The following is a 22,669-nucleotide window of genomic DNA, read 5'->3' as shown; positions in this document are numbered from 1 at the left end:
ATAGCAGGAATTCAGGGGCGGATACAAGGTAGGCGCATGCCACTGAAACCTCTATTACCGGCAGGGGGACATTGCTTAGGTAACAGTTAAGGACAGCTTCAGTGGCAGGCACCGGATTACGTGTCTTGGCAAATCACACGACAGACAGTTATTCACTGTCTTACTGGTTCAGACGAGCGGCTGAAAAAACTCCCCCAGTTTTTTGTAAGAAAAATGAATTTATTTTGTATATTGATTGTCTGAGGTGGTCTGAAGCCACGGAGCCGTGAGCTGCCACAAAATACTGGCCAGTAAAACAAAGTGTAGCGGCAAAATGTAGACCCCCACATTCACATCATAGGTTGCCTGAATCAGATAGGCCAGAATGGCCGACTGACACCCCAGCAGCAAGCCGGTACTATGAAACTGGCGGGAGCGGCTGAAGCCACGCCACAGCAGCAATGCCACCGGAATGAACAATAACAGCATGCCAATGACGCCCTGCGTTGCCAGTGTTTCCAGATAGTCGTTATGCGAATGCTTGGACATCTGTGTATTGCCCAGCTCCAGAGGTTTGTAGTTGTGCTGAATAAAGGGGTATGTGCCCGGCCCGGTGCCAAAGGCCGGATAATCGTCAATCACCTTAACCACCGTGTTGCGCAGCAGCGTACGTCCATTATCCGCCATGTGCTCACTGGTAAAGCGCTCATAAATGCTGGATTGGGTAAATACCACGGCAGCTAGTACTAGTCCGCCCAGCCCAATAGCCAGATATTTGGGTTTCAGTAAACGTTTAAGCAAGGTGCGGTTACGTAACATCAGCAGGCCCAGTGATAGGCCGGTGCCTGCCAGTAAAGCCAGTAAGGCCCCCCGGGAGCTGGTATTAAGCAAAGTCATAAAAAACAGAATAACTGCTACCAGTAAAAAGACAGTAGCCGGCGTTAGCCAGGCACGCCGGTCTTCTGGGCCTGCCACCGAGCGGCTTTCCATGACTTCATCCACCAGGACTCCCACGGAAACAGCCAGGCAAACCAGCATATATACCGCATACTGATTTTTATAACTGAATGTTCCGCGAATGCCTTCAAACCAGCTGAAGTCCCACGGAGGGATGGCCTCAACCAGTTCAAAGGCCCCACCGGTGGCAAAGTTCAGCTGCGAATACACCGCTGTGGTAAAACCGGCAATAATTACCGCATAGGCCAGCAAACGCAGGCGGTAGACTGAACGAAACAAACTGCCGGTTAGAAAGAACACACAGATCAGACCGGCGAATTTAAACACTTCAATAATCGTTGCCTGCCGGTATAACGTCAAATAGCCGGTTTCGGCCAATTCAACATTACTTTGCCACTGGTGGGTATTGGGGCTCAGCCAGGCAATCCAGTTGGCGGGCAGTGGCACCAGATATAGCGCGCTGTAAAGCAGCCAGACGCAAAATGTTGTCAGTACCAGCAGTGCCGGGCGGGATATCTCAGCAAAGATATTTTTGTGCATCAGGGTAAACAGCAATGCCATAAACAAGCCGGCGGCAACAAATAATTGCTCCCAGAACAGTTCTGCACCGTGCAACCAGGGCAGCACGAATAAGGTGGCGGCAAAGGTCGCCCGGGCCAGGGTGTCCAGTGAGTTATCTAACCGTGGCATTGCGAATAGAGGTTTCCAGATGACTGAGTTGATCTGAGGTTTCCTGATTAGGTGAACAGCAGAAAAAAGGCAGCACAATATGGTAGCGGGCCATGCTGTTCATCAGCACCGCTTTGGCAGATTTTTCGCGCAGAGCGCTGGTGATCAGTGGCTCGGCCATACTATGAATATCTGGCGGTAAGCTGTACCAGCGTTTAACCAGTATCGGACCAACCAGTTTTTGCACTTCGCGCTCAAACGGGCCCATCGTCAGAAGTTTACGTAAGGTGGATAAGGTGTCCTGGCCTATTTCGTCCAGATAGTCATCCAGTACTACCCGAAGCGCCAGAGCTTCAAAATGAGAAGGTTGCATTAACTGCACATCCGAAATCGCTTTATGCGCTGCCTCAAAATACACGTCAGACTGATTGTGCTGCCCGCGAACAAAATACAGCTTGGCCAGCGCCAGCTTGATGGTTGCATCGTCCAGAATCGCAGAATCTACACTTTCCAGATTCTTCTGAACAATTTCTAAATCGGCTTCATCGGCCTTGCTCTGACCGTTGAACCAACGTTCTGTCTGGGCCACAGCATCATTGGCACTAAAGTACGCTGTACCTGTTTGAACACACAATACTATCAGAATTACCGACAACATCCCTGCGCCCACGCGTAGCAGATTTTGCGCGGTAGGATTGCGCAAACCGCCAGCAGCGCCGGGTTTATAAGCAGAAGTGTTCGTGGAGGGCGTAGACATAAAAGCCTTGGTTAAAGTTGTAACGCAAAGGATTATGCCAGAAGTGTTCCATAAATGCGCAACTGCACTGCATATGGGCAGTCTGATTGGGGAAAGTTTGTCCGTTTAAATGGAAAGAGCGCTACAGACGTTAATGTTAGCCTAATATGAGCTTGTTGATGTCTGCGCCCACTCCCCAATCACCCGGGCCAGCTCTTCTTGTGTAAAGGGTTTGGCTATATAGTCGTCCATGCCGGCGGCTACACAAGTTTCTCTGTCGCCTTTCATGGCATTCGCGGTCAGGGCAATAATAGGAACATTGAGATAACGCTCGCCGGCTTCGCCGTTACGTATGCGCTGGGTGGCTTCAAAGCCATCCATTTCCGGCATGTGACAGTCCATGAGTATAAGGTCAAACTGCGCCTTTATCTGATTCAGGGCGCTGATTGCCTGCTTACCGTTTACGGCGGTAATCACTTTGTGACTGGCCAGATTTTCTTTGGCAATAAGCTGGTTTATTTCATTGTCTTCTACCAAGAGAATTTTGGCCGGGGGCAGATCATTGGGAGTTTGTGGAGCAGGGCGCGTTATTTGTTCTGGGGCCTTATGGTCAGTTGCTTCCTGTAGCATGATTACAAAACTAAATGAGCTGCCTTTGCCCTTAACACTGGAAACATGGATATCGCCACCACACAGCTGGCAAAGCTGTCGGGTAATAGCCAGACCCAGTCCGGTGCCGCCAAAGCGCCTGGTAGTGGTGCTGTCTTCCTGGGTAAATACCTCAAAAATATGCTGAATTTTGTCTCCGGCAATACCAATGCCACTGTCACTGACTTCACCAAACAGCTGCAGCCCGCCCGGCTGAGATTGCAGTCTGATTGTCATGGCTACTTCTCCGTGTGAGGTGAACTTGACGGCATTGCTAAGCAGGTTACCCAGAATCTGGCGTAAGCGTACAGGATCGCCAATAACCTGCTCATGGTCCTGCAATACTTTAGTCATAATTAGCCTGATGCCTTTGGCCTGACAATTAGCCTGATATTGCTCGCAGATGCTGTCCAGCAGTAACGCCAGGTTAAAATGGGTATGCTCAATATTCAGCTGGCCGGCCTCTATTTTTGAAAAGTCCAGAATATCGTCAACGATGTGCTGAAGATTATTCATACTTTGCATCGCCAGGTTCAGGTACTGGCTCTGGCGTGTATCAAGCTGTGAGTCTTCCAGCAATTGCAAAGTACCTGAAATACCGTGTAGCGGGGTGCGCACTTCGTGGCTCATACTGGCCAGAAAACTAGATTTCATTCGCGCCGATTCTTCGGCTCTGTAACGAGCATCTTCAAGGTATTCACGGGTTTGTTCCTGCTCGGTCACATCCTGAATGAAGATGGCATAGTGGGTAACCTTGCCTTTGAGCTGAACCGGCGTTAACACGGTTCTGGCATAAAATGATACACCGTTTTTCTTATAAAACAGCATTGTGGTGTCAATCGACTCGCCCGTGTCAATGGCATGAGCAATTGCTGCTATTTTATCTTTTTCAGTATTTTCTCCGCAAAGCATCAGCAATGAGTTCCCCGTTATGTGGGGCTTCTCAAAACCACTTAGTGCACTGAAGTGGCTATTGCTGTACACAATTTCGCTGCTCTGGCCGGTAATCTGTGCTATGGCAATAGACACAGTGGCGTTTTCCATTGCCTGCGTCACCAGATGTATCCGATCCTCCAGCTTACGCTGGCTGGTCACATCATTCGCCACCAGAATGGAGCCAATGACATCTCTGGCTTCGTTGTAAAAGGGCAGCAGTGTCCATTTTAAAACTAACGATTGTCCGTTCGCATTTTTATAATGCATATCAACCGGTGCCTGTTCTATTTTCAGACGCTGGCAAATATTCTCCAGTGCTTTTTGATCCAGCTCGTGGTCTTTCAGAACAGCATCATAGCGATGGTTGGCCATAATAATATTGCCGTCATTGTTCATCACAATCAGCATCTCTTCCAGCGAGTCAATCACATTGGAAAACTGGCGGTTTGATAAGGTAATGGCCATCAGGTTTGAGGTCAGATTATCGAAGGCCTCGCGAATAACAGCTAGCTCCATGGCTTCATTATCCGGGGCAACAGAGCGTGCAGCGGTTTTACGCTCCATGCTGACCAGAATAGACTCGTACAGAGACTGTAGCGTTGATGCTGTCATCGCCGCAGAACGATTTACCGCATATAACCCAACTAAAATGGTGGCAACAATGCAGATAATAACCACCGGAATTAGCCACAGGACTGACTGATAAGCACTGGCCACCGATGACATGCTGATAACATTCAGGCCTTGCCAGGATTTGGTGTAGCTGACCCAGTGTTCGTAGTCTGTTTTATTAAAAGTGGTGCCGGGCGCCAGAAGGGTAGGAGAGCTGCTGTACACAACCCGATTTTGTTCATTAACAATAAGCTGTGTGGAGCGGGTATCGCGATTGTAAATCAGCTCATTAAGATTCTTAATATACAATACCAGCGCACCCTCTGCTGAACTGCCGATGAACACTGGCACAGCCAGAATAATGCCGTTTTCCGTGATTTCCCAGAAACGGCGTCCTTGCTCCAACGTGGGCTTTTGCCAGTGAGTGCTTAGTGATTCTGGAACATGATTGTCCCAGTGATTAGTGATAATCGGCTCGCCGGAAAAATCAAATAAGCCCAGACTGTCAGTATTGCTGCGGGTCAGGCGCAATGTGCGAAAAAATAAAGGAAGGTAGGTGTCGCGCTGTTCAAGGTCAATCAGGCTATTGGTAAGCAGATCGTTAGCCGCAATGCTTTCCATCAGCAATAAGGTATCACGCAGGCTGTAATCAATGTCAGCACGCAGGTTTTCAATGTGAGAGCGCTGCGTATCGGCCACCTGATCTTTGGCAAAATACAGCACTGCACTACTGATAAACAGGCAAATAAACAGAAGCGCTGCCAGTAATTTGGGAAACAGCGCTTTTTGCAACAACCTCGCCAGTGAGGGTCTTCCTGACATCAATTACCTCGTTATCGGTATCAAGTTTCCGTCTTTATTATAACTGGCCATAAAATAGTCACTGGCCCACAATGCATCATGTCGCTTTTCGCTGAACGCCGGCTTATATCGCTTAACGGCACCGTCAAATGCCGGCAGGTTTTCCAGTGCAGTGCGCAGACTGTCAGTATCGGTTGCACCTGCTTTTATGGCGGCGCGTGCCAACATATGTACAAGATCGTACGCATGGGCCACACCAACCACCGCCGGTATTGCTGCTGCGTCTGTATTGCCAAACTTTGCTGTGTACTTTTCCAAAAGTTTAGCAGCAATCGGGTTCTTCTGATGAAGAAAACTAAAAGTTTGTATAACCGCGATATCAATCTGCTCTAAAGGGCCGGTACCAATGCGCTGGACAAAGTCACCGCCGGCAATACCCCAGTGCGCAATGACCGGTAGTTTGTTGCCCTGACTGTCATTCAGCGCATTAACAATCACAGCCCCTTCTGGAGCATTGGCGACCAGAATAATCGCCTGTGCATCACTTTCAACAATCGCTTTAATATCTTCACTGAAAGTTTGTTGTTGCCAGTTTATCCAGGTTGTTTTGGTAATAGTGATACCGGCTTTTTCTGCTTCGCGGGTTAGTGATTCCAGATTAGACCGACCCCAACCCGTACGCTCCAGCGCCAGCGCTACGCGAGTAAGCCCCCGGAGTTTGGCATGTTGGATTAACACCTGGCCTGCTTCACTGTCACGAATAGATACTCTGAAAACATTATTGGGCGAATAGTCGTTACTTACCACACCTGTGCCGGCGGCCCAGGCGCCCAGATAAAGCAGGTTATTTTCATGGATGGCTGGCAATTCAGCCAGGGCAACCGGTGTGTGAATACCGCCAACCACCGCCAGCAAGTTTTTTTGTTTGGCCAGTCGTTTGATATTGGTAATACCACGTACCGGAATCCCACGGTGGTCCATTTTCTTAATCGCCAGCGGGCGTCCCATTACACCGCCCTGAGCATTAATTTCATCTACCGCCAATTGTACGCCCTGATAAATCGCGTTTCCGCCCTCAACAGCAACACTGCTAAAGTCAGCATCAATGGCTATATTCAACGGTTGTGCAGCTCGCGCTGTGGCGGTCAGGCACAGCAGTACAAGTGAAACGTAAAGGTAATGCTTCTTCATGGTTCGCAGTCTTTTGTAATACCGTTGGCAAGCCTACCTGTATCTTGGCGTATAACAATTATACCAATGTTTATATAGCCAGTAATAAATGTAAGCAATCGTATATGTGCTTAGTGTAGAGAGTTTACCGGGTATTACCGAACGAAAACTGCTCAACTTTGGTATATATTTAGACTAAAGAATATTAAAACGGGGATTCTTCCCTGACGCTTGTCTTTGGAGTGTTTACAGATGAAACCCGTGCCCCCCACTATTATTGATATAGAAGCCTCTGGGTTTGGTGCAGCCAGTTACCCCATCGAAGTCGGTGTAAAACGCAGTGACGGTGAGCGTTTCTGCAGCTTAATAAAACCCGCGCCGGACTGGACACACTGGGATGAAAAAGCAGCCCGGTTGCACGGTATTGAGCGAGCAGAACTGGTACGTTATGGCAGCGATCCGGTTAGTGTGTGTCAGGATCTCAACCGGTTCATTGGCGGGCAGCAGGTGTATACCGATGGCTGGGTAGTAGATTATCCCTGGCTTATCAAACTGTTTGAAACCGCCCGGGTGGATATGGCTTTTAAGGTTTCGGCGCTCGACTATTTGTTGTCTGAGCACCAGATGGAAAGTTGGTCTCAAGTGCGCGCCGGTTTGCATGAAGAACATCGTGGTCAGCGTCATCGTGCCAGTGCTGATGCAGAGCTGATCCAGTTGACTTTTATACGCTCGGCCAAGCAAAGTAGCGTGCATGGCAAACCCTGATAAAGTCACAATGTTTCAACAAAATACTGTAGGCATCATTGGTGGTATGAGCTGGGAGTCCAGCGCAGTGTACTATCGTCTTATCAATCAATACGTCGCCCAGCATCTTGGCGGCTCGCATTCGGCCGATATCCTCTTGCATAGCCTGGATTTTGCGCCGGTCGGGCAGTGGCAGCATGAACAAAACTGGGATGCCCTGACTCAGCATCTCATCCACAGTGCGCAAAAGCTGGAGCAGGCCGGCGCTACGGCTATCGCTATTGCAACTAACACGATGCACAAAGTCGCTCCTGATGTACAAAATGCCATTAACATCCCGCTGTTACATATTGCCGGGGCAACGGCTGCCGCCTGTCATGAGCAACATGCTGGCACGGTGGCCTTGCTGGGAACCCGCTTCACTATGGAAGCCCCGTTTTATCGCACCATCCTTGAGGAGGCAGGATTAACCGTGCTTACTCCTGAGTTGCCACAGCGTAAAGCTATTCATCAGATTATTTATGAAGAATTATGTCAGGGCGTTATCCGGGATGAATCCAGGCAGGTGTATCAGTCAATCATTGCACAATTGCAGCAACAGGGGGCGCAGGCCATAATTCTGGGCTGTACCGAAATAGGTTTACTGATTAAACCTGCCGATACTGATGTAATCCTGCTGGATACTACCCAGATACACGCTCGTCAGATAGCGTCTCATTTACTGAGGCTGAGCCGCTAGAAGTAGTATTGTACACCCAGCACAATGCTTTGCAGTTCCTGCTGACCTACTTCCCGATATTCATACTCTACCGCCATATTCAGGCTATTCTCTTTACCCACCTGCCAGCCCAGGCTGGCAGCCACGCCGGCGTTAGTCGGTAAATAAACCTGATTTTGTGACTCAAAATTCTGATTGTTGCTGGTTTGAATGGCGGCAAACAAACGCTGTTTTCCGGCTGATGCGATAGCGCGGCTCGCTTTCAGCGTCAGTGAGTCAACCGGCCGGTACGTATCTATCGAGTCTATCCACATAGGATGATAGGGCAGTTCGCGATCATAAAGCACCCCGAATGACCACTTTGGCAGCTTGGGTGGATGAATAAATACTGCAGTTTGCGTGGTAGATGACAAGTACACAGTGGCCGGCTCTGTCAGGGGCTGAGCCGCTCCAGATACGGGATTGCTGGCGTCGTCAGCGTACACCGCCAAGCTCCAGCTAAAAAATAAGGTGCCAAGCAAAAAGTTTAAACCTTTCATAAGGTTAATTCCATTTTCTATGTGTGCGATCAATGATCTGGCAAGGATCATTGCAGGTTTTTCTCAGTGTAGACACAGATCTTAATTATAGGAAATTTGAGTGGAGAAAAACGATCTGTTGATCTACTTTTTATTATACGCAGTGTGATGCGTTTCTGATCGTTTCCAAGTTTCTGTCAGCCATGCTCTTTTATAAGTGCAGGTGGATTTGTTGGCCTTAATTTAGCTAAGTCAGGAGAGCGCTATGCCCGCTAACTGGGAATTCAAACGAAAATTTGTAATGACTTATATCCCGGACGGGTTACTGACAACCCGAAAACCTACCTCGGTGCGTAAGGGTTATATAGCCCATAGCGATGAAAAGCAGGTTATTCTGTGTGATAAAAACGGACAGTACACGCTGTCTGTATGCCAGGGCAGCGGGCATCGCGTCCAGCATTCGGCTATTTCACTGAGTCAGGAACAGTTTGACGGGCTGTGGCCACAAACACAGAATTACCGAACCAGCCTGATACGTTATGAAGTGCCGTATTTTGGCGCAATGCTGACGATTGATGAATATGGTGGACATCTGGCGCCGTTAAAACTGGTAACTGCTCGGTTTACTGATGAGGTGTCCTGCCGGCAATTTCTACCGCCGGACTTTGCGCAGACCGAAGTGACTTATGAAAAAGAATTTTCTACCGAGGCGTTAGCCCGGCTTGGCCTGCCCGATGTGTCTGCCATCATCGGTCAGGCCAGTATGTACAGCTAACTTATTATGTACAGCTAACTTATACTGAGGCTTTCAGTGCTTCGGCTTTGTCAGTTTGTTCCCACGGGAACTCATTGCGGCCGAAGTGCCCGTAAGCGGCTGTCGCGCGGTAAATCGGGCGCTCCAGATTCAGCATTTGGATCAGGCCATAAGGGCGCAGGTCAAAATGTTCACGCACCAGCGCTACTAATGTTTTCTCATCAACCACACCGGTACCGAATGTTTCGATACTGATAGACGTCGGCTCAGCGACACCGATAGCGTAAGAGATCTGAATTTCACAGCGCTTGGCCAGACCGGCTGCCACGATATTCTTTGCCACATAGCGACCTGCGTAAGCAGCAGAGCGGTCAACCTTGGAGGGATCTTTGCCTGAAAATGCCCCCCCACCGTGGCGAGCCATACCGCCGTAGGTATCAACAATAATTTTACGACCCGTCAGACCACAGTCACCCATTGGGCCGCCGATAACAAAGCGACCAGTGGGGTTGATGTGCATCTGGGTGTCTTTGGTGATCCAGTGCTCAGGCAATACGGGTTTGATGATTTCTTCCATCACTGCTTCACGCACCTGCGCTGTGCTGACTTCATCAGCATGCTGGGTAGACAGAACAACCGCGTCAACACCCACCGGCTTGTCGTTTTCGTACTTAAATGTGACCTGACTTTTAGCATCCGGACGTAAAAAGTCCAGCTTGCCGGATTTGCGCACCTCTGCCTGTTTCTGAACCAAGCGGTGAGCATAAGTAATCGGTGCTGGCATCAGTACGTCAGTTTCATCACTGGCGTAGCCGAACATCAGACCCTGGTCGCCGGCGCCTTGTTCTTCAGGACGAGCACGATCAACGCCCTGATTGATATCAGGTGACTGCTTACCAATCGCGTTTAAAATTGCACAGGAATCCGCGTCAAAGCCCATGTCTGAATGGGTATAGCCAATGTCTTTTACGGTTTGACGGGTTAATTCTTCAATATCAACCCATGCAGAGGTAGTAATTTCACCACCAACCAGTACCATACCGGTCTTAACATAGGTTTCGCATGCTACACGAGCTTTCGGATCCTGAGTCAGGATCGCATCGAGTACTGCGTCAGAGATTTGATCTGCAATTTTATCCGGATGACCTTCTGATACCGACTCGGACGTGAATAACTGCGTTGCCATAATTTCTCCGTTAGGTGTTTGGCCTGTAAAGGGCTAATTGTACTAGAGATGACTCAAAAAACCAGTCTTTACTTCTAGACGTCTAAAAGTCCATCTGTTACGTTTGCTTGACATATTAAGATTCATCACCAGATCAAAAAGCTATCGATACGCTGTTTAGGTGATTATTTACCGCGACCACCTTTGTACACCGCTAAAACACATTGCAGTGGCAGAGCGGTTAGGTAAGAATAGTTGCTATTTTCACGAACAACAGACAAAGATTTTACGCAGACCCAACCAGACGAGGCTTCGTATCACTTTGCCTGTAGGAATTTAATCAGGAGACAACATGCCCACTCGTCGTGAACTCGCAAACGCTGTCCGTGCCTTAAGCATGGATGCAGTACAACAAGCCAAGTCCGGTCACCCGGGCGCGCCAATGGGAATGGCGGACATCGCGCAGGTTCTGTGGTGTGATTATATGTCGCACAACCCTTCTAACCCCGACTGGGCTAACCGCGACCGCTTTGTACTGTCAAATGGTCACGGCTCTATGCTGCTATATTCACTATTGCATCTGACGGGTTACGGTCTGTCTATTGAAGAGCTGAAAAATTTTCGCCAGCTACATTCTAAAACACCCGGTCACCCTGAATACGGTTATGCACCAGGCGTAGAAACCACTACCGGCCCGTTGGGTCAGGGGATCAGCAACGCTGTGGGTATGGCGGTTGCTGAAAAAGTACTGGCTGCACAGTTTAATAAAGAAGGTCATGAAATCGTTGACCACCACACCTATGCATTTTTAGGTGACGGCTGTCTGATGGAAGGTATTTCCCATGAAGTTTGCTCACTGGCCGGTACGCTGGGTCTGGGTAAACTGGTCGCGTTTTATGACGATAACGGTATTTCTATCGACGGTGAAGTAGAAGGCTGGTTTACCGATGATACTGCAGGTCGTTTCAAAGCTTACGGCTGGCAGGTGATTGAAGGCGTAGATGGTCACGATGCAGAAGCTGTTAGCAAAGCAGTGGCAGCAGCTCGTGAAAACACTACTCAGCCAACTCTGATTATCTGTAAAACTATCATTGGTTTTGGTTCGCCAAACAAACAGGGTAGCGAAAGCTCTCACGGCGCGGCACTGGGCGATGATGAAATTGCTCTGACCCGCAAAGAGCTAGGCTGGACTGCAGCTCCGTTTGAGATTCCGGCGGATATTTCTGCTGAATGGGACGGTCGCGACAAAGGTCGCAAAGCAGAAGCGGACTGGGATGCCAAATTTGCCGAATACGAAAAAGCGTATCCTGAACTGGCTGCGGAATTTAAGCGTCGGGTTAAAGGTGACCTGCCAGCTGACTTTGTGAGCAAAGCTGACGAGTACATTGCCAAGCTTCAGGCAAACCCTGAAAAGCTGGCTACCCGTAAAGCATCACAAAACGCCCTGAATGCCTATGGTCCGTTACTGCCAGAAATGCTGGGCGGTTCGGCTGATCTGGCCGGTTCTAACCTGACTTTATGGGAAGGCAGTAAAGGCGTGGTTAACGATGATGCTTCTGGTAACTACCTGTTCTACGGGGTACGTGAATTCGGTATGTCGGCCATGATGAACGGTATTACCCTGCACGGTGGCTTTAAAGCATACGGTGCTACCTTCCTGATGTTTATGGAATACGCGCGTAATGCGGTTCGTATGGCTGCGCTGATGAAAGCACCGGCAATCTTTGTGTATACTCACGACTCAATTGGTCTGGGTGAAGACGGCCCGACGCACCAGCCGGTAGAGCAACTGGTTGCCCTGCGCTCCACACCAAATCTGGATAACTGGCGTCCGTGTGACCAGGTCGAGTCAGCGGTAGCCTGGAAGCAGGCAATTACCCGTACTGATGGCCCTACTACGTTGATTTTCACTCGTCAGGGTGTACCACAGCAGGAACGTACCGCTGAGCAGGTTAAGCAAATCGAACAGGGCGGTTACGTACTAAAAGATTGCGAAGGTACGCCTGATGTGCTGCTGATTGCGACTGGCTCAGAAGTAGAGCTGGCTGTTGAGGCTGCTGACAAGCTGGCTGAGCAGGGCACCAATGCACGAGTGGTATCTATGCCGTCAACGGATGTGTTTGATCGTCAGCCGCAAAGCTACCGTGAAAGCGTACTGCCTTCCAATGTAACCCGCCGGGTTGCTGTTGAAGCACTGGCTAAAGACAGCTGGTACAAGTATGTGGGTCTTAACGGTGCGGTTGTTGGCATGGACACATTTGGTGAGTCAGGTCCAGCGGGTGAACTGTTTGAGCACTTCAACATCACTACCGATGCCGTTGTGGCCGCAGCAAGCAGTCTGAAATAATTTAGCCCACAGGCGAACAATCAATGGTCAGAGTAGCCATTAATGGCTTTGGTCGGATTGGTCGCAACGTGCTTCGCGCCCTGTATGAAACAGGGCGCAATCAACATATTCGCGTTGTGGCAATCAATGAAATAGCCAGGCCAGAGGGCATTGCCCATCTGCTAAAATATGATACCGCCCACGGGCGGTTTCCTTTTGATGTTGAACTGAAAAATGGCAGCCTTGAAGTGGCTGGCGACAGTATTCAACTTACCTCCTGTAACGACATTACATCACTTCCATGGCAAGAACTGGCGGTGGATGTCGTACTCGAATGCACCGGTGTTCACAACGACCGTGAAGCGGGTCAGGCACATCTTGATGCCGGCGCTGGCAAAGTGCTGTTCTCCCAGCCTGGAGCCAGTGATCTAGACAACACCATCATCTTTGGTAGTAACGAAGACACCCTGACACCTCAGGATGTACTGGTATCCAATGGCTCTTGTACAACCAACTGTATTGTGCCGGTGATTCAGGTGCTGGACGATGCCTTTGGCGTGCAAAGCGGTACCATCACCACGATTCATTCTTCCATGCACGACCAGATGGTGATTGATGCTTATCATGATGATTTGCGTCGCACCCGGGCAGCCAGTCAGTCAATAATTCCGGTAGATACCCGTTTAGCGCGTGGCATTGAGCGGATTTTGCCGAAATTTGCCGGTAAGTTTGAAGCCATTGCGGTGCGAGTGCCTACCATCAATGTGACCGCTATGGATTTGAGCGTCACGCTGGCTGAGCGGGTCAATATTGCGCAGGTCAATCAGGTATTAAAAGATGCTCGTCAGGGGCGACTTTCCGGTATATTGGGTTATACCGAGGAGCCGCTGGTGTCGGTCGATTTTAATCATGATCCTCATTCCTGCATTGTGGATGGAACACAAACCCGGGTCAGTCACGGGCAGCTGGTAAAAACGCTGGTGTGGTGTGATAACGAATGGGGCTTTGCCAATCGCATGATAGATACCGCGCAGGCGATGTATCATGTGGGGCAGGGCTGTTAAATTTCTGTGGGGTGCGAAAGCACAGCTAACATAATCTACGAGGGAAATAGTATGGCAATTCCAAGTATGCAGGATATGGCGCTGGATGGTCAGCGAGTATTGATCCGTCAGGATCTGAATGTGCCGGTTAAAGACGGTAAAGTCACCTCTGATGCCCGTATTAAAGCATCACTTCCAACCTTAAAAACGGCGTTACAAAGTGGTGCTGCTGTAATGGTGATGTCTCATCTTGGGCGTCCTGAAGAAGGCCAGCCAGCCGGTGAGTTTTCCCTGCAGCCGGTCGCTGATTATCTGAATGAACAGCTGGATGTCAGTGTACGTCTGGTAAAAGACTATCTTGATGGTGTAGAGATTGAGCCGGGCGAACTGGTGATTCTGGAAAATGTACGCTTTAACCAGGGCGAAAAGAAAGACGATGAAGCGCTGGCCAAAAAATACGCGGCGCTGTGTGATATCTTTGTGATGGACGCATTTGGCACAGCCCACCGCGCGCAGGCATCGACCCATGGTGTGGCAAAGTTTGCGCCAAAAGCGTGCGCTGGCCCGCTTTTATCGGCCGAGCTGGATGCGCTGAGCAAGGCACTGGATAACCCGAAACGTCCAATGGTTGCTATTGTTGGCGGCTCTAAAGTATCCACCAAACTGACCGTGTTAAAATCCTTGGCTGAAAAGGTCGATCAGCTGATTGTCGGTGGCGGTATCGCCAATACCTTTGTGGCTGCTCAGGGCCACAATGTGGGTAAATCACTGGTGGAGATGGATCTGGTTGATGAAGCAAAGCGCTTGATCAACGAAGCTCAGGCCAATGGTGGTGATATTCCGGTGCCTACTGACGTGGTGGTGGGTAAAGCGTTCTCCGAGTCCACTGAAGCGACCCTTAAAGCAGTCAGCGATGTGGCTGACGACGACATGATTTTTGATGTGGGTCCGCAAACCTCAGAGGCGCTGGCTGCTATATTAAAAAATGCCGGTACCATTGTATGGAACGGCCCGGTAGGCGTGTTCGAATTTGATCAGTTTGCGGCAGGCACAGAAAGTCTGGCCAATGCGATTGCACAAAGTGATGCATTTTCAATTGCCGGCGGTGGTGATACGCTTGCGGCAGTAGATAAATATGAAATCGCTGATAAAATATCATATATCTCAACCGGTGGTGGCGCGTTTCTTGAATTCCTTGAAGGCAAGACACTACCCGCTGTAGCAGTGCTGGAAGAAAAAAATAAATAAATACAGCACGCAATAACAGCAATTAGTTGGTAAAAAAATTACCCGCTATGCGGCGAACAGTGACGTTCGCCGCACATAATTATAAACCCTACAACTGCTTTTAAAGCAGATACAATAAGGAGTGTTGCTCATGGCATCACAAACTCAGCACGCTATGCTGGAGAAAATAAAATCTGAAAATGGTTTTATTGCAGCATTGGATCAAAGCGGCGGCAGTACCCCAAAAGCGCTGCGTCTGTATGGCATTGAAGAGTCGCAATATAGCAACGACGACGAAATGTTTAACCTCGTCCACGATATGCGCACTCGCATCATCACCAGTTCCCCGTTTAGTGGCGACCGTGTTCTGGGCGCTATTCTGTTTGAAAATACCCTGGACCGTGAAATTGCCGGTAAGCCCAGCGCCCGCTTCCTATGGGATGAAAAAAACGTGGTGCCTTTCTTAAAAGTCGACAAAGGTCTGCTTGATGAAGCGGACGGTGTTCAGCTGATGAAAGATATTCCCCAGTTGGATGAGCTGCTAACTAAAGCGAATCAACAGGACGTATTTGGCACTAAAATGCGCTCGGTGGTTAAACTGGCCAATGAAAAGGGCATTAAAGACGTTGTTGCCCAGCAATTTGAAGTGGGTAAGCAGATTATTGCTGCCGGCCTGGTTCCCATTATAGAACCGGAAGTCGATATCAAGAGCCCGCAAAAAGCAGAAGCCGAAGCCATGCTGCGCGATGCGATTCTGGCTGAACTTGATGCTTTAAGCGATACACAGATTGTGATGCTGAAGCTAACGCTGCCAGAGCAGGATGATTTCTACGCTTCTTTGATTGCTCATCCCAAAGTACTTAAAGTAGTGGCATTATCAGGAGGATATACCCGTGAAGAAGCCAATGCTAAGTTGTCGCGTAACAAAGGCATGATCGCCAGTTTCTCCCGCGCTCTGACCGAAGGCATCAATGCGAATCAAAGCGACGATGACTTTGCATCAACCCTAGAGGGTGCTATAGAAGGCATTTATCAGGCATCAAAGTCCTGATTCACGCTTTATCAATTGTTTTCTTTAAAATCCCCGCACAAGCGGGGATTTTTTTATTGTGCACTCTGAATTCGTCATTCCTGCGAAAGCGAGGTTTCTCCCGTATCCGTCGTTCCTGCGAAAGCAGGAATCTCCCACATTCGTCATTCCTGCGAAAGCAGGAATCTCCTGAACAGTCTGGCTGATTCACAACACCACTTGGTTAAGCGCGTCATGTTCCCAGCGAGATGCCGGATATCGCTGCGCGATTCCGGGAAGACGGGGGAAAGAAACTTCACTGAATCGAGTCAGCCATGTTCCCAGCGAGATCCCGGATATCGCGGCGCGATTCCGGGACGACGGGGGTAAGAAACATCACTGAATTGGCTCAGTTATGTCTCTCCCCACATCCGTCATTCCTGGGAAAGCAGGAACCTCCCGCATTCGTCATTCCTGCGAAAGCAGGAATCTCCTGAACAGTCTGGCTGATTCAAAACGTAATGTGTTTAAGCGCGTCACGTTCCCAGCGAGATCCCGGATATCGCTGCGCGATTCCGGGACAACGGGGGTAAGAAACATCACTGAATTTGGTCAGTTATGTCTCTCCCCACATCCGTCATTCCTGGGAAAGCAGGAACCTCCCGCATTCGTCATTCCTGCGAAAGCAGGAACCTCCCACATTCGTCATTCCTGCGAAAGCAGGAATCTCCTGAACAGTCTGGCTGATTCACAACACCACTTGTTTAAGCGCGTCACGTTCCCAGCGAGATCCCGGATACCACTGTGCGATACCGGGATGACGGGGGTAAGAAAAATCACTGAATTGGGTCAGCCATGTTCCCAGCGAGATCCCGGATATCGCTGTGCGATTCCGGGAAGACGGGGGAGCAGAAAGTTCATTACATCGGGTTAGTCATATTTCAAGGATATCCTGGATATCGCCGTGCGATTCCGGGACGACGAAGGGAGAAACGACACTGCATCAAGTCAGTCATGTCCCACGGCGCTCCCGAATATCGCTGCGCGATACCCAAACGACAACCGGGGGCAAAAAATTTACTGCGTAACTGGTTTGCTTGTCTATACTAAAAAATAGAGATCAGCGCATATACAGTGACCCATTATCGGAAGTTGAGTTTGGAAGTTAAAACACTCTTAGTTCTTTTGATCGCTATTTTGGGCGGGCTTACCCTGGTCGGCATCGTATTTACCTACGCGCTGCCGCAGCCGGGAGACAAGGAAAGGCAGAAGTCAGGACTTTATGCCCGGTTGTATCTGTTGTTTGTGTGGTGTGGTTTTATAGCCCTGTGCATGCCATATATCGGATTTAACGAATTTCACCTAATCGGTTACAACCTGTTTTTCACGTTATCTTCTTATGCGGTTTACATGACCGTGCTCAAACGTTACGGGCAACGTCTGGGATCTGGCTTCCGGTTCTTCATTCCTGCTCACCTGATCGTTGTAGAATTAATTTCCTGGTATTTACACAATATCGCACTGGCCTCAGAGCTATTTTGCCGTGGCATGCTTTTTTTCAGTGCATTGCTACCGCTTATTGCATCCACGTACAAAATGAACAGTCTGATGGATGTGAACAGCCAGGGAGACAAGGTACTGTTTTCTATCCTGCTCGGCGCTTCTGTGGTTATCGGTATGGGCGGACCTTTCTATCTCATCTATATCGCGTCCGATCCTATCTATCATGCGCTGGTGGCATTCGGATTGATCGTGACTTTAATGATTCTTTTTATGCTCGGCTTTGTTGTGTCGGTATTGCACTCGGTGGTGATACGATTAAAGCAGCAGGTTTATCTGGACCCGCTCACCGGCTGTTTTAACCGTAACTATTTGTATGACATCGCGCCGGGGATGATTAGCCGGGTAGAAAAGAATAAACAGTCGGTCTGTTTACTGGCTTGTGATATCGACTTTTTTAAACGGATAAACGACACCTATGGCCATATCGGTGGCGACAAGGCGCTGCGTCACTTTGGTAAGCTGATGCGCGAACAGCTACACAGCGGCGATAAGCTTATTCGCATGGGCGGCGAGGAGTTTATTGTTATGCTGCCAGGCTGCAGTTTAAAAGATGCCGATCATTTTGCCCGGCACCTGTGCCAAACCGTCGCCAACACGACGTTACAGGTGGATGGGAAACAAATCAGTATGACGGCATCGTTCGGGGTTATCTGCCTGGCGCCGGCTCAGGATCTGTTCGATGCCATCAACGAAGTGGATCTGGCGCTTTACCGGGCCAAGGAAACAGGGCGTAACCGGGTGGTTACGCTGGAGTTAGAATCCCCTCAGGAAACGGTTAAAGACATGTCGATGGCTTTCCAGTAAGCCTGTTCCTGCTCCAGATCGGCCGATAACACCGGACGTTTGGATAACCACTCTGGCGGGAACACTAATGCCAGTCCCTGCTTAGTCGCTCTGGCTTCAAACTCAGGCAAAAAGCCTTCTTGTCGCTTGATGTTCAACAGCGCGCCTAACCGCAAAATCGCAATCAGGCGCTGAACACTCTGCTTATCGTACTGATTAAACTCAGGAATCTCCGCGGTTTTGATTTTCTTGCGGTGAAAGCGCACCAGGGTGGCCAGCAGTTCCTGCTGTTCCTGAGTAAAACCAGGCATATCCACATTACTTAATATGTAGGCAGAATGACGCTGCACACTCCGGGAGTTGATTTGCAGGCCAACTTCATGCAGGGTGGCTGCCCATCCCAGCATACTGTCAAAGTCCTTGTTTTTCAGTTTCCACGACTTAGCACAGTGTCGATAGATAAAGCGGGATGTAGTAAGCACCATATTCGCTTGCGGGGTATCTATATCGTAACGCGTCGCTAAGCTGGCCGCAGTGCGTCCGCGAATATCGGCGTTATGCAACTCATCTTCCATCTGATACAGCACGCCTTCGCGTAGGGCGGCGGATGAGTAATGCAAGCCAGAGATATTAAGCGTTTGAAATACGCCAATCAGGATCGCCAGACCACCGGCAATAACCGCGCGGCGATCTTCACTGATCTCCGGGATATTGAGCTGATCTACATGACCAATATCAATCAGTTGTTTCATCAGGGCTTTCAGTGACTTCAGCGTAACGGGTACAGCATGACCATTGGGCCGGTCTCGCTGGGCAGCGTTAAACAGGGTTTTAATCGTACCTGATGTACCAATGCACTCAATCCAGCCCTGGCGTATGAACTTGTTCTGAATCACTTCCAGTTCCTGTTCAACTGCCATGATAGCTTTGTCGAAAGATTTGGCCTTAAGCTCCCCGTTAGCAAAAAAGCGCTCCGTAAAGCTCACACATCCCATCTGCAAGCTGCTGCAAAGTATGGGCTCAAAGCTCTCGCCAATCACAAATTCTGTTGAGCCGCCGCCAATATCCACAATTAACCGGCGACCGTCATGATGACTGGTGTGGGCCACGCCCGAATAAATCAGCCGGGCTTCTTCCTGCCCCGGGATGATTTCAATCGGGTAGGGCAGTATCTCGCGGGCTGCACGGATAAAATCTCGCGCATTGACGGCCCGGCGCAGAGTGTGAGTGGCCACTATTCGCACTGAGTCGGGCTCAAAGCCGCGCAGGCTTTCAGCCACTACACGCAGTGACTCCAGGCCCCGGTTTATGGCTTCTTCAGACAACATATTATTACTGTCGAGACCGGCAGCCAGCCGGACTTTTTGCTTGATACGATGCAAAATCTGCACTGAGCCGGCATTGATTCTGGCTACCACCAGGTGAAAACTGTTGGAGCCAATATCCAGCGCCGCAACTTTGGTTACCTCACGGGATTCAACGCCTATCAGGGCAGTTTCTTGATTTGTCATTCAGATTTATTACTCGTTTCAAGCTTAGTCAGATAGTCAAAAATTTCTATCTGAGAGCGTAGTTTTTTGCGATTTCCACGGCGAACGTATCGGTTAGACTGATCCTTGTCGATCACCCGGGCTTTCAGGGTGTCACGGAACTGAAGCTCCATAATATCAACAATACGCTGCTGCAGACGTTTATCATAAATAGGACAACCAACTTCAATCCGGTTATCCATATTGCGGGTCATCCAGTCGGCTGACGAAATAAACACCTTGCGGTCGCCGCCCCCTTCAAAAACCATCACTCTGGGATGCTCTAAATACCGATCTACAATCGAGATCAGCTCTATATTATCACTGATTCCGGGTAATCCGGGTACCAGTGAACACATGCCCCGCACTATACCGCGGATCCGGATCCCGGCCTGACTGGCCCGGTACAAATCATCAATCAGCTCTTTATCGACCAGATTATTAATCTTAAAGGTAATCTGAGCCTTGTGACCTTCCTTGAGATACTGAATTTCCTGCCGGATCAGCGACTGGATTTTGGTCCGGGCATTGAGCGGCGAGATTTGCAGATGCTGGAATTTGTATCGGCGATAAGGATACTGAATCAGATCAAAAACAGACACCGCTTCATTGGCCAGTTCCTGATTGCGGGTAAATAAACTGAAGTCAGTATAAATTTTGGCGGTTTTTTCATTGAAGTTACCGGTACCAAAGTGTGCATACTGAATCAGCTGCCCCCGCTCCTCACGGGTAACCAGACACAGCTTACTGTGAATTTTCAGAGTCGGCACGCCCAGCACAACCCGGATGCCGGCATCGGTCATGCGTTTTGACCATTCGATGTTGGCTTCTTCGTCAAAGCGGGCCCGCAGTTCTACCACTACCGTGACTTTTTTACCATTATCCACCGCATCAATCAGTGAATTAACGATACGCGAATTACTGGCCACCCGATAAATGTTGATGCGAATGGCTTTTACATTCGGATCAAATGCCGCCTGACGAACAAACTCGGTAAAATGTAAAAAGCGATGATAAGGGTAATACAATAAAATATCGTGCGCGCTGATGGCATCAAACACGGTGTCATAGCGGGAAAATTCACTGGAGTCGATCGCCGGCTGAGGCGCGTGCTCAAGATACTCCCGGCCAACATTGGGAAAGCCGATAAAGTCTTTGAAGTTTCTGAAGTGACCCGCTGCGTGCATGGTATCAAGTGACGTGATCTTCAGCCGTTTGCGCAGATCCTGCACCATGTCGGCAGGCATACTGTTGTCGTAAATCACCCGGACCGGTTCAGCAATCAGACGCTGCTTCATGCTTTCAGACATTTTCTCAACAAAACTTTCGTCAATCTCTTCGTTGATCGAGTACTCCGCATCCCGGGTCATTTTAAAAGAAAAAGCTTCCAGCTCATCGTATTTCACAAAACCACGGAAGATCTCTTCCAGACACAGCTGGATAATGTCATCGAGCAGAATAATATGCTTTTTCTTACGGCTCTTTTCCGGCGGAATCTGAACAAAGCGGGACATTTCCTGCGACGGCACTTGTAGGGCAGCATACCGGGTATTACGATCTTTACGGCGGATAGCCACATACAGATACACCGCCGTGCCATTTAAACGGCTGAGCAGATCGGTTTTCTTATCGATAAGAATCGGGGCTATGTGGCGCAGAATTTTGTTCACAAAGAAATTGCGCAGCCACTGCTTCTGATAATCGTTTAAATCATTTTTGCGCAGAATATGAATGCTGTAGCGGCCCAGCGTTTTGACCACTTCTTTGTGAATTTCATCAAACTTGTTCGACAGCGCCACCACTTTTTGCTGGATCTGCTCCATCAGGCGAGTCTGGGCCTCTGCTTCTTCTTCGTTACCGTCATTCTGAGCAATGGTAATCTGGCGCTTCACATCAGCTGCACGAACCCGGTAAAATTCATCCAGATTGTTTGAGTAAATGCCTAAAAAGCGGATCCGTTCGACGGCCGGATTATTTTTATCAGCAGCTTCCTGCAGCACGCGCTCATTGAACGCAAGCCAGCTTAATTCTTTCGGGTAGTAGAGATCTTTCGGGTCCATATTCTCTTAACTGTGTTCAGGCAAAACAGCCAGCATGTCAGCAATGCGTGACATGCTGATGACACCAGACCATTACGCCTGGGTAGTAATATCCACAACCAAATCATTGGCCAGGTTTTCCAGCGCATCCTGCAAAGCATCGTCATTAAAATCTGCAGGAACAGCAATGACAGCGGTTGCCTTAAACATCAGGCTCCCCCAGTTCGGCGCACTTTCGCAGGACGAATCGAAGGAAACGATATTCAGGTTAAACTGGTTAAGGGTGCTTGTCAGTTCCTGCACGATCCCAGGCTTATCATTACCCATCACATCAACGGTGAGCGTGTCGCTAAATGGTCTGGCTTCACTGGTCAGCGATACCGCCTGAACACTCAGGTCGGGCAGGGCGTCCAGCGCATCGACCAGCGCCTGATGTTTATCATGCGGTACCAGCACTTCAACAAAACCAGTAAACATGCCGGCCATATAAGCAAAGCTGCTGCCCTGCCAGTTTCCGTCGTGCTGGTATACGCAACGGGCTACCTTATCCACAATCCCTGTTTTGTCTTTTCCCATAATAGTAATTACTACTGGCTGCATAAGCACTCCTGATGGTTGTGGTTTGTCATTTAAATTAACTATTTATGGCATAGGTTGCCGACAATTAACTTTCCCTTGATAATACCTGTAAAAGTATCACATGATGAGCGGGTAGCCACCGCATTTGCGTCAAAAAGTTATTA

General features: G+C 49.3%; 17 protein-coding genes. 8 read left to right on the top strand and 9 right to left on the bottom strand.

What is annotated here, in order from left to right; all coding sequences use genetic code 11:
• Positions 1-219: 219 nt before the first annotated feature.
• The 4 genes from EZV72_RS14880 to EZV72_RS14865 form a co-directional block, all read right to left on the bottom strand.
• Positions 220-1,626, bottom strand: coding sequence for an O-antigen ligase family protein (locus tag EZV72_RS14880; protein WP_137167969.1), 1,407 nt, complete (start codon positions 1,624-1,626; stop codon positions 220-222).
• Complete coding sequence (locus EZV72_RS14875) at positions 1,610-2,362, bottom strand: hypothetical protein (RefSeq protein ID WP_137167968.1); 753 nt, start codon at positions 2,360-2,362, stop codon at positions 1,610-1,612. Before EZV72_RS14875 ends, EZV72_RS14880 begins: the two co-directional genes overlap by 17 nt.
• A 141-nt stretch (positions 2,363-2,503) precedes the next feature.
• Positions 2,504-5,359, bottom strand: a complete 2,856-nt coding sequence (locus tag EZV72_RS14870; RefSeq protein WP_137167967.1) for an ATP-binding protein — start codon at positions 5,357-5,359, stop codon at positions 2,504-2,506.
• A 3-nt stretch (positions 5,360-5,362) separates the two neighbouring features.
• On the bottom strand, positions 5,363-6,529 hold the full coding sequence (locus EZV72_RS14865) for an ABC transporter substrate-binding protein (protein WP_137167966.1): 1,167 nt from the start codon (positions 6,527-6,529) through the stop codon (positions 5,363-5,365).
• Positions 6,530-6,760: 231 nt separating this feature from the next.
• On the opposite strand from EZV72_RS14865, the gene EZV72_RS14860 reads away from it, so the two are divergent.
• Both EZV72_RS14860 and EZV72_RS14855 read left to right on the top strand, forming a co-directional pair.
• On the top strand, positions 6,761-7,273 hold the full coding sequence (locus EZV72_RS14860) for a 3'-5' exonuclease (RefSeq protein WP_137167965.1): 513 nt from the start codon (positions 6,761-6,763) through the stop codon (positions 7,271-7,273).
• Positions 7,260-7,991 (top strand): aspartate/glutamate racemase family protein, encoded by a 732-nt coding sequence (locus EZV72_RS14855; RefSeq protein ID WP_232364435.1) that lies wholly within the window; start codon positions 7,260-7,262, stop codon positions 7,989-7,991. The genes EZV72_RS14860 and EZV72_RS14855 overlap by 14 nt, the downstream gene beginning before the upstream one ends.
• Here the strand turns inward: EZV72_RS14855 and EZV72_RS14850 are convergent.
• Positions 7,988-8,509: a hypothetical protein gene (locus EZV72_RS14850; RefSeq protein ID WP_137167964.1), complete on the bottom strand. Its 522-nt coding sequence runs from the start codon at positions 8,507-8,509 to the stop codon at positions 7,988-7,990. The genes EZV72_RS14855 and EZV72_RS14850 overlap by 4 nt on opposite strands.
• 244 nt (positions 8,510-8,753) lie before the next feature.
• Here EZV72_RS14850 and EZV72_RS14845 point away from each other — a divergent pair, with 244 nt between their 5' ends.
• Positions 8,754-9,263, top strand: a complete 510-nt coding sequence (locus tag EZV72_RS14845; RefSeq protein ID WP_137167963.1) for a CYTH domain-containing protein — start codon at positions 8,754-8,756, stop codon at positions 9,261-9,263.
• Positions 9,264-9,282: 19 nt separating this feature from the next.
• Here EZV72_RS14845 and metK read toward each other — a convergent pair whose 3' ends face one another.
• Positions 9,283-10,428, bottom strand: a complete 1,146-nt coding sequence (gene metK / locus EZV72_RS14840; protein WP_137167962.1) for a methionine adenosyltransferase — start codon at positions 10,426-10,428, stop codon at positions 9,283-9,285.
• A 331-nt stretch (positions 10,429-10,759) separates the two neighbouring features.
• On the opposite strand from metK, the gene tkt reads away from it, so the two are divergent.
• The 5 genes from tkt (at position 10,760) to EZV72_RS14815 (ending at position 18,379) form a co-directional block, all read left to right on the top strand.
• Complete coding sequence (tkt, locus tag EZV72_RS14835) at positions 10,760-12,754, top strand: transketolase (protein ID WP_137167961.1); 1,995 nt, start codon at positions 10,760-10,762, stop codon at positions 12,752-12,754.
• Positions 12,755-12,777: 23 nt separating this feature from the next.
• Positions 12,778-13,797, top strand: coding sequence for an erythrose-4-phosphate dehydrogenase (gene epd, locus EZV72_RS14830; protein WP_137167960.1), 1,020 nt, complete (start codon positions 12,778-12,780; stop codon positions 13,795-13,797).
• 51 nt (positions 13,798-13,848) lie between these two features.
• The gene (locus EZV72_RS14825) at positions 13,849-15,024 is read left to right on the top strand and encodes a phosphoglycerate kinase (RefSeq protein WP_137167959.1); all 1,176 of its coding nucleotides are present in this window, start codon (positions 13,849-13,851) and stop codon (positions 15,022-15,024) included.
• A 130-nt stretch (positions 15,025-15,154) separates the two neighbouring features.
• The gene (locus EZV72_RS14820) at positions 15,155-16,054 is read left to right on the top strand and encodes a fructose bisphosphate aldolase (protein WP_137167958.1); all 900 of its coding nucleotides are present in this window, start codon (positions 15,155-15,157) and stop codon (positions 16,052-16,054) included.
• A 1,116-nt stretch (positions 16,055-17,170) separates the two neighbouring features.
• Positions 17,171-18,379, top strand: a complete 1,209-nt coding sequence (locus EZV72_RS14815) for a GGDEF domain-containing protein (RefSeq protein ID WP_137167957.1) — start codon at positions 17,171-17,173, stop codon at positions 18,377-18,379.
• On the opposite strand, the gene ppx is transcribed toward EZV72_RS14815, so the two are convergent.
• The 3 genes from ppx to EZV72_RS14800 form a co-directional block, all read right to left on the bottom strand.
• Entirely contained in the window at positions 18,340-19,869 is a 1,530-nt protein-coding gene (gene ppx / locus EZV72_RS14810; RefSeq protein ID WP_137167956.1) for an exopolyphosphatase, read from the bottom strand. The two genes, EZV72_RS14815 and ppx, sit on opposite strands and share 40 nt — an antisense overlap.
• The gene (gene ppk1 / locus EZV72_RS14805; protein ID WP_137167955.1) at positions 19,866-21,947 is read right to left on the bottom strand and encodes a polyphosphate kinase 1; all 2,082 of its coding nucleotides are present in this window, start codon (positions 21,945-21,947) and stop codon (positions 19,866-19,868) included. The genes ppx and ppk1 overlap by 4 nt, the downstream gene beginning before the upstream one ends.
• 72 nt (positions 21,948-22,019) lie before the next feature.
• Positions 22,020-22,526 (bottom strand): glycine cleavage system protein R, encoded by a 507-nt coding sequence (locus EZV72_RS14800; protein ID WP_137167954.1) that lies wholly within the window; start codon positions 22,524-22,526, stop codon positions 22,020-22,022.
• Between the last annotated feature and the right edge of the window lie 143 nt (positions 22,527-22,669).

The sequence above is a fragment of the Salinimonas lutimaris genome, from assembly GCF_005222225.1.
Taxonomy (GTDB): domain Bacteria; phylum Pseudomonadota; class Gammaproteobacteria; order Enterobacterales; family Alteromonadaceae; genus Alteromonas; species Alteromonas lutimaris.
Note: the sequence above shows the minus strand (reverse complement) of the source record. Positions and strands in the feature narration are given on the sequence as shown.

What these genes read in the sequence shown, in the direction of transcription:
- EZV72_RS14865 (WP_137167966.1), bottom strand. Translation starts at nt 6,529, where the DNA reads ATGAAGAAGCATTACCTTTACGTTTCACTTGTACTGCTGTGCCTGACC.
- EZV72_RS14820 (WP_137167958.1), top strand. Translation starts at nt 15,155, where the DNA reads ATGGCATCACAAACTCAGCACGCTATGCTGGAGAAAATAAAATCTGAA.
- ppk1 (WP_137167955.1), bottom strand. Translation starts at nt 21,947, where the DNA reads ATGGACCCGAAAGATCTCTACTACCCGAAAGAATTAAGCTGGCTTGCG.
- EZV72_RS14845 (WP_137167963.1), top strand. Translation starts at nt 8,754, where the DNA reads ATGCCCGCTAACTGGGAATTCAAACGAAAATTTGTAATGACTTATATC.
- epd (WP_137167960.1), top strand. Translation starts at nt 12,778, where the DNA reads ATGGTCAGAGTAGCCATTAATGGCTTTGGTCGGATTGGTCGCAACGTG.
- EZV72_RS14855 (WP_232364435.1), top strand. Translation starts at nt 7,260, where the DNA reads ATGGCAAACCCTGATAAAGTCACAATGTTTCAACAAAATACTGTAGGC.
- EZV72_RS14825 (WP_137167959.1), top strand. Translation starts at nt 13,849, where the DNA reads ATGGCAATTCCAAGTATGCAGGATATGGCGCTGGATGGTCAGCGAGTA.
- metK (WP_137167962.1), bottom strand. Translation starts at nt 10,428, where the DNA reads ATGGCAACGCAGTTATTCACGTCCGAGTCGGTATCAGAAGGTCATCCG.
- EZV72_RS14850 (WP_137167964.1), bottom strand. Translation starts at nt 8,509, where the DNA reads ATGAAAGGTTTAAACTTTTTGCTTGGCACCTTATTTTTTAGCTGGAGC.
- EZV72_RS14880 (WP_137167969.1), bottom strand. Translation starts at nt 1,626, where the DNA reads ATGCCACGGTTAGATAACTCACTGGACACCCTGGCCCGGGCGACCTTT.
- EZV72_RS14860 (WP_137167965.1), top strand. Translation starts at nt 6,761, where the DNA reads ATGAAACCCGTGCCCCCCACTATTATTGATATAGAAGCCTCTGGGTTT.
- ppx (WP_137167956.1), bottom strand. Translation starts at nt 19,869, where the DNA reads ATGACAAATCAAGAAACTGCCCTGATAGGCGTTGAATCCCGTGAGGTA.
- EZV72_RS14870 (WP_137167967.1), bottom strand. Translation starts at nt 5,359, where the DNA reads ATGTCAGGAAGACCCTCACTGGCGAGGTTGTTGCAAAAAGCGCTGTTT.
- EZV72_RS14875 (WP_137167968.1), bottom strand. Translation starts at nt 2,362, where the DNA reads ATGTCTACGCCCTCCACGAACACTTCTGCTTATAAACCCGGCGCTGCT.
- EZV72_RS14800 (WP_137167954.1), bottom strand. Translation starts at nt 22,526, where the DNA reads ATGCAGCCAGTAGTAATTACTATTATGGGAAAAGACAAAACAGGGATT.
- tkt (WP_137167961.1), top strand. Translation starts at nt 10,760, where the DNA reads ATGCCCACTCGTCGTGAACTCGCAAACGCTGTCCGTGCCTTAAGCATG.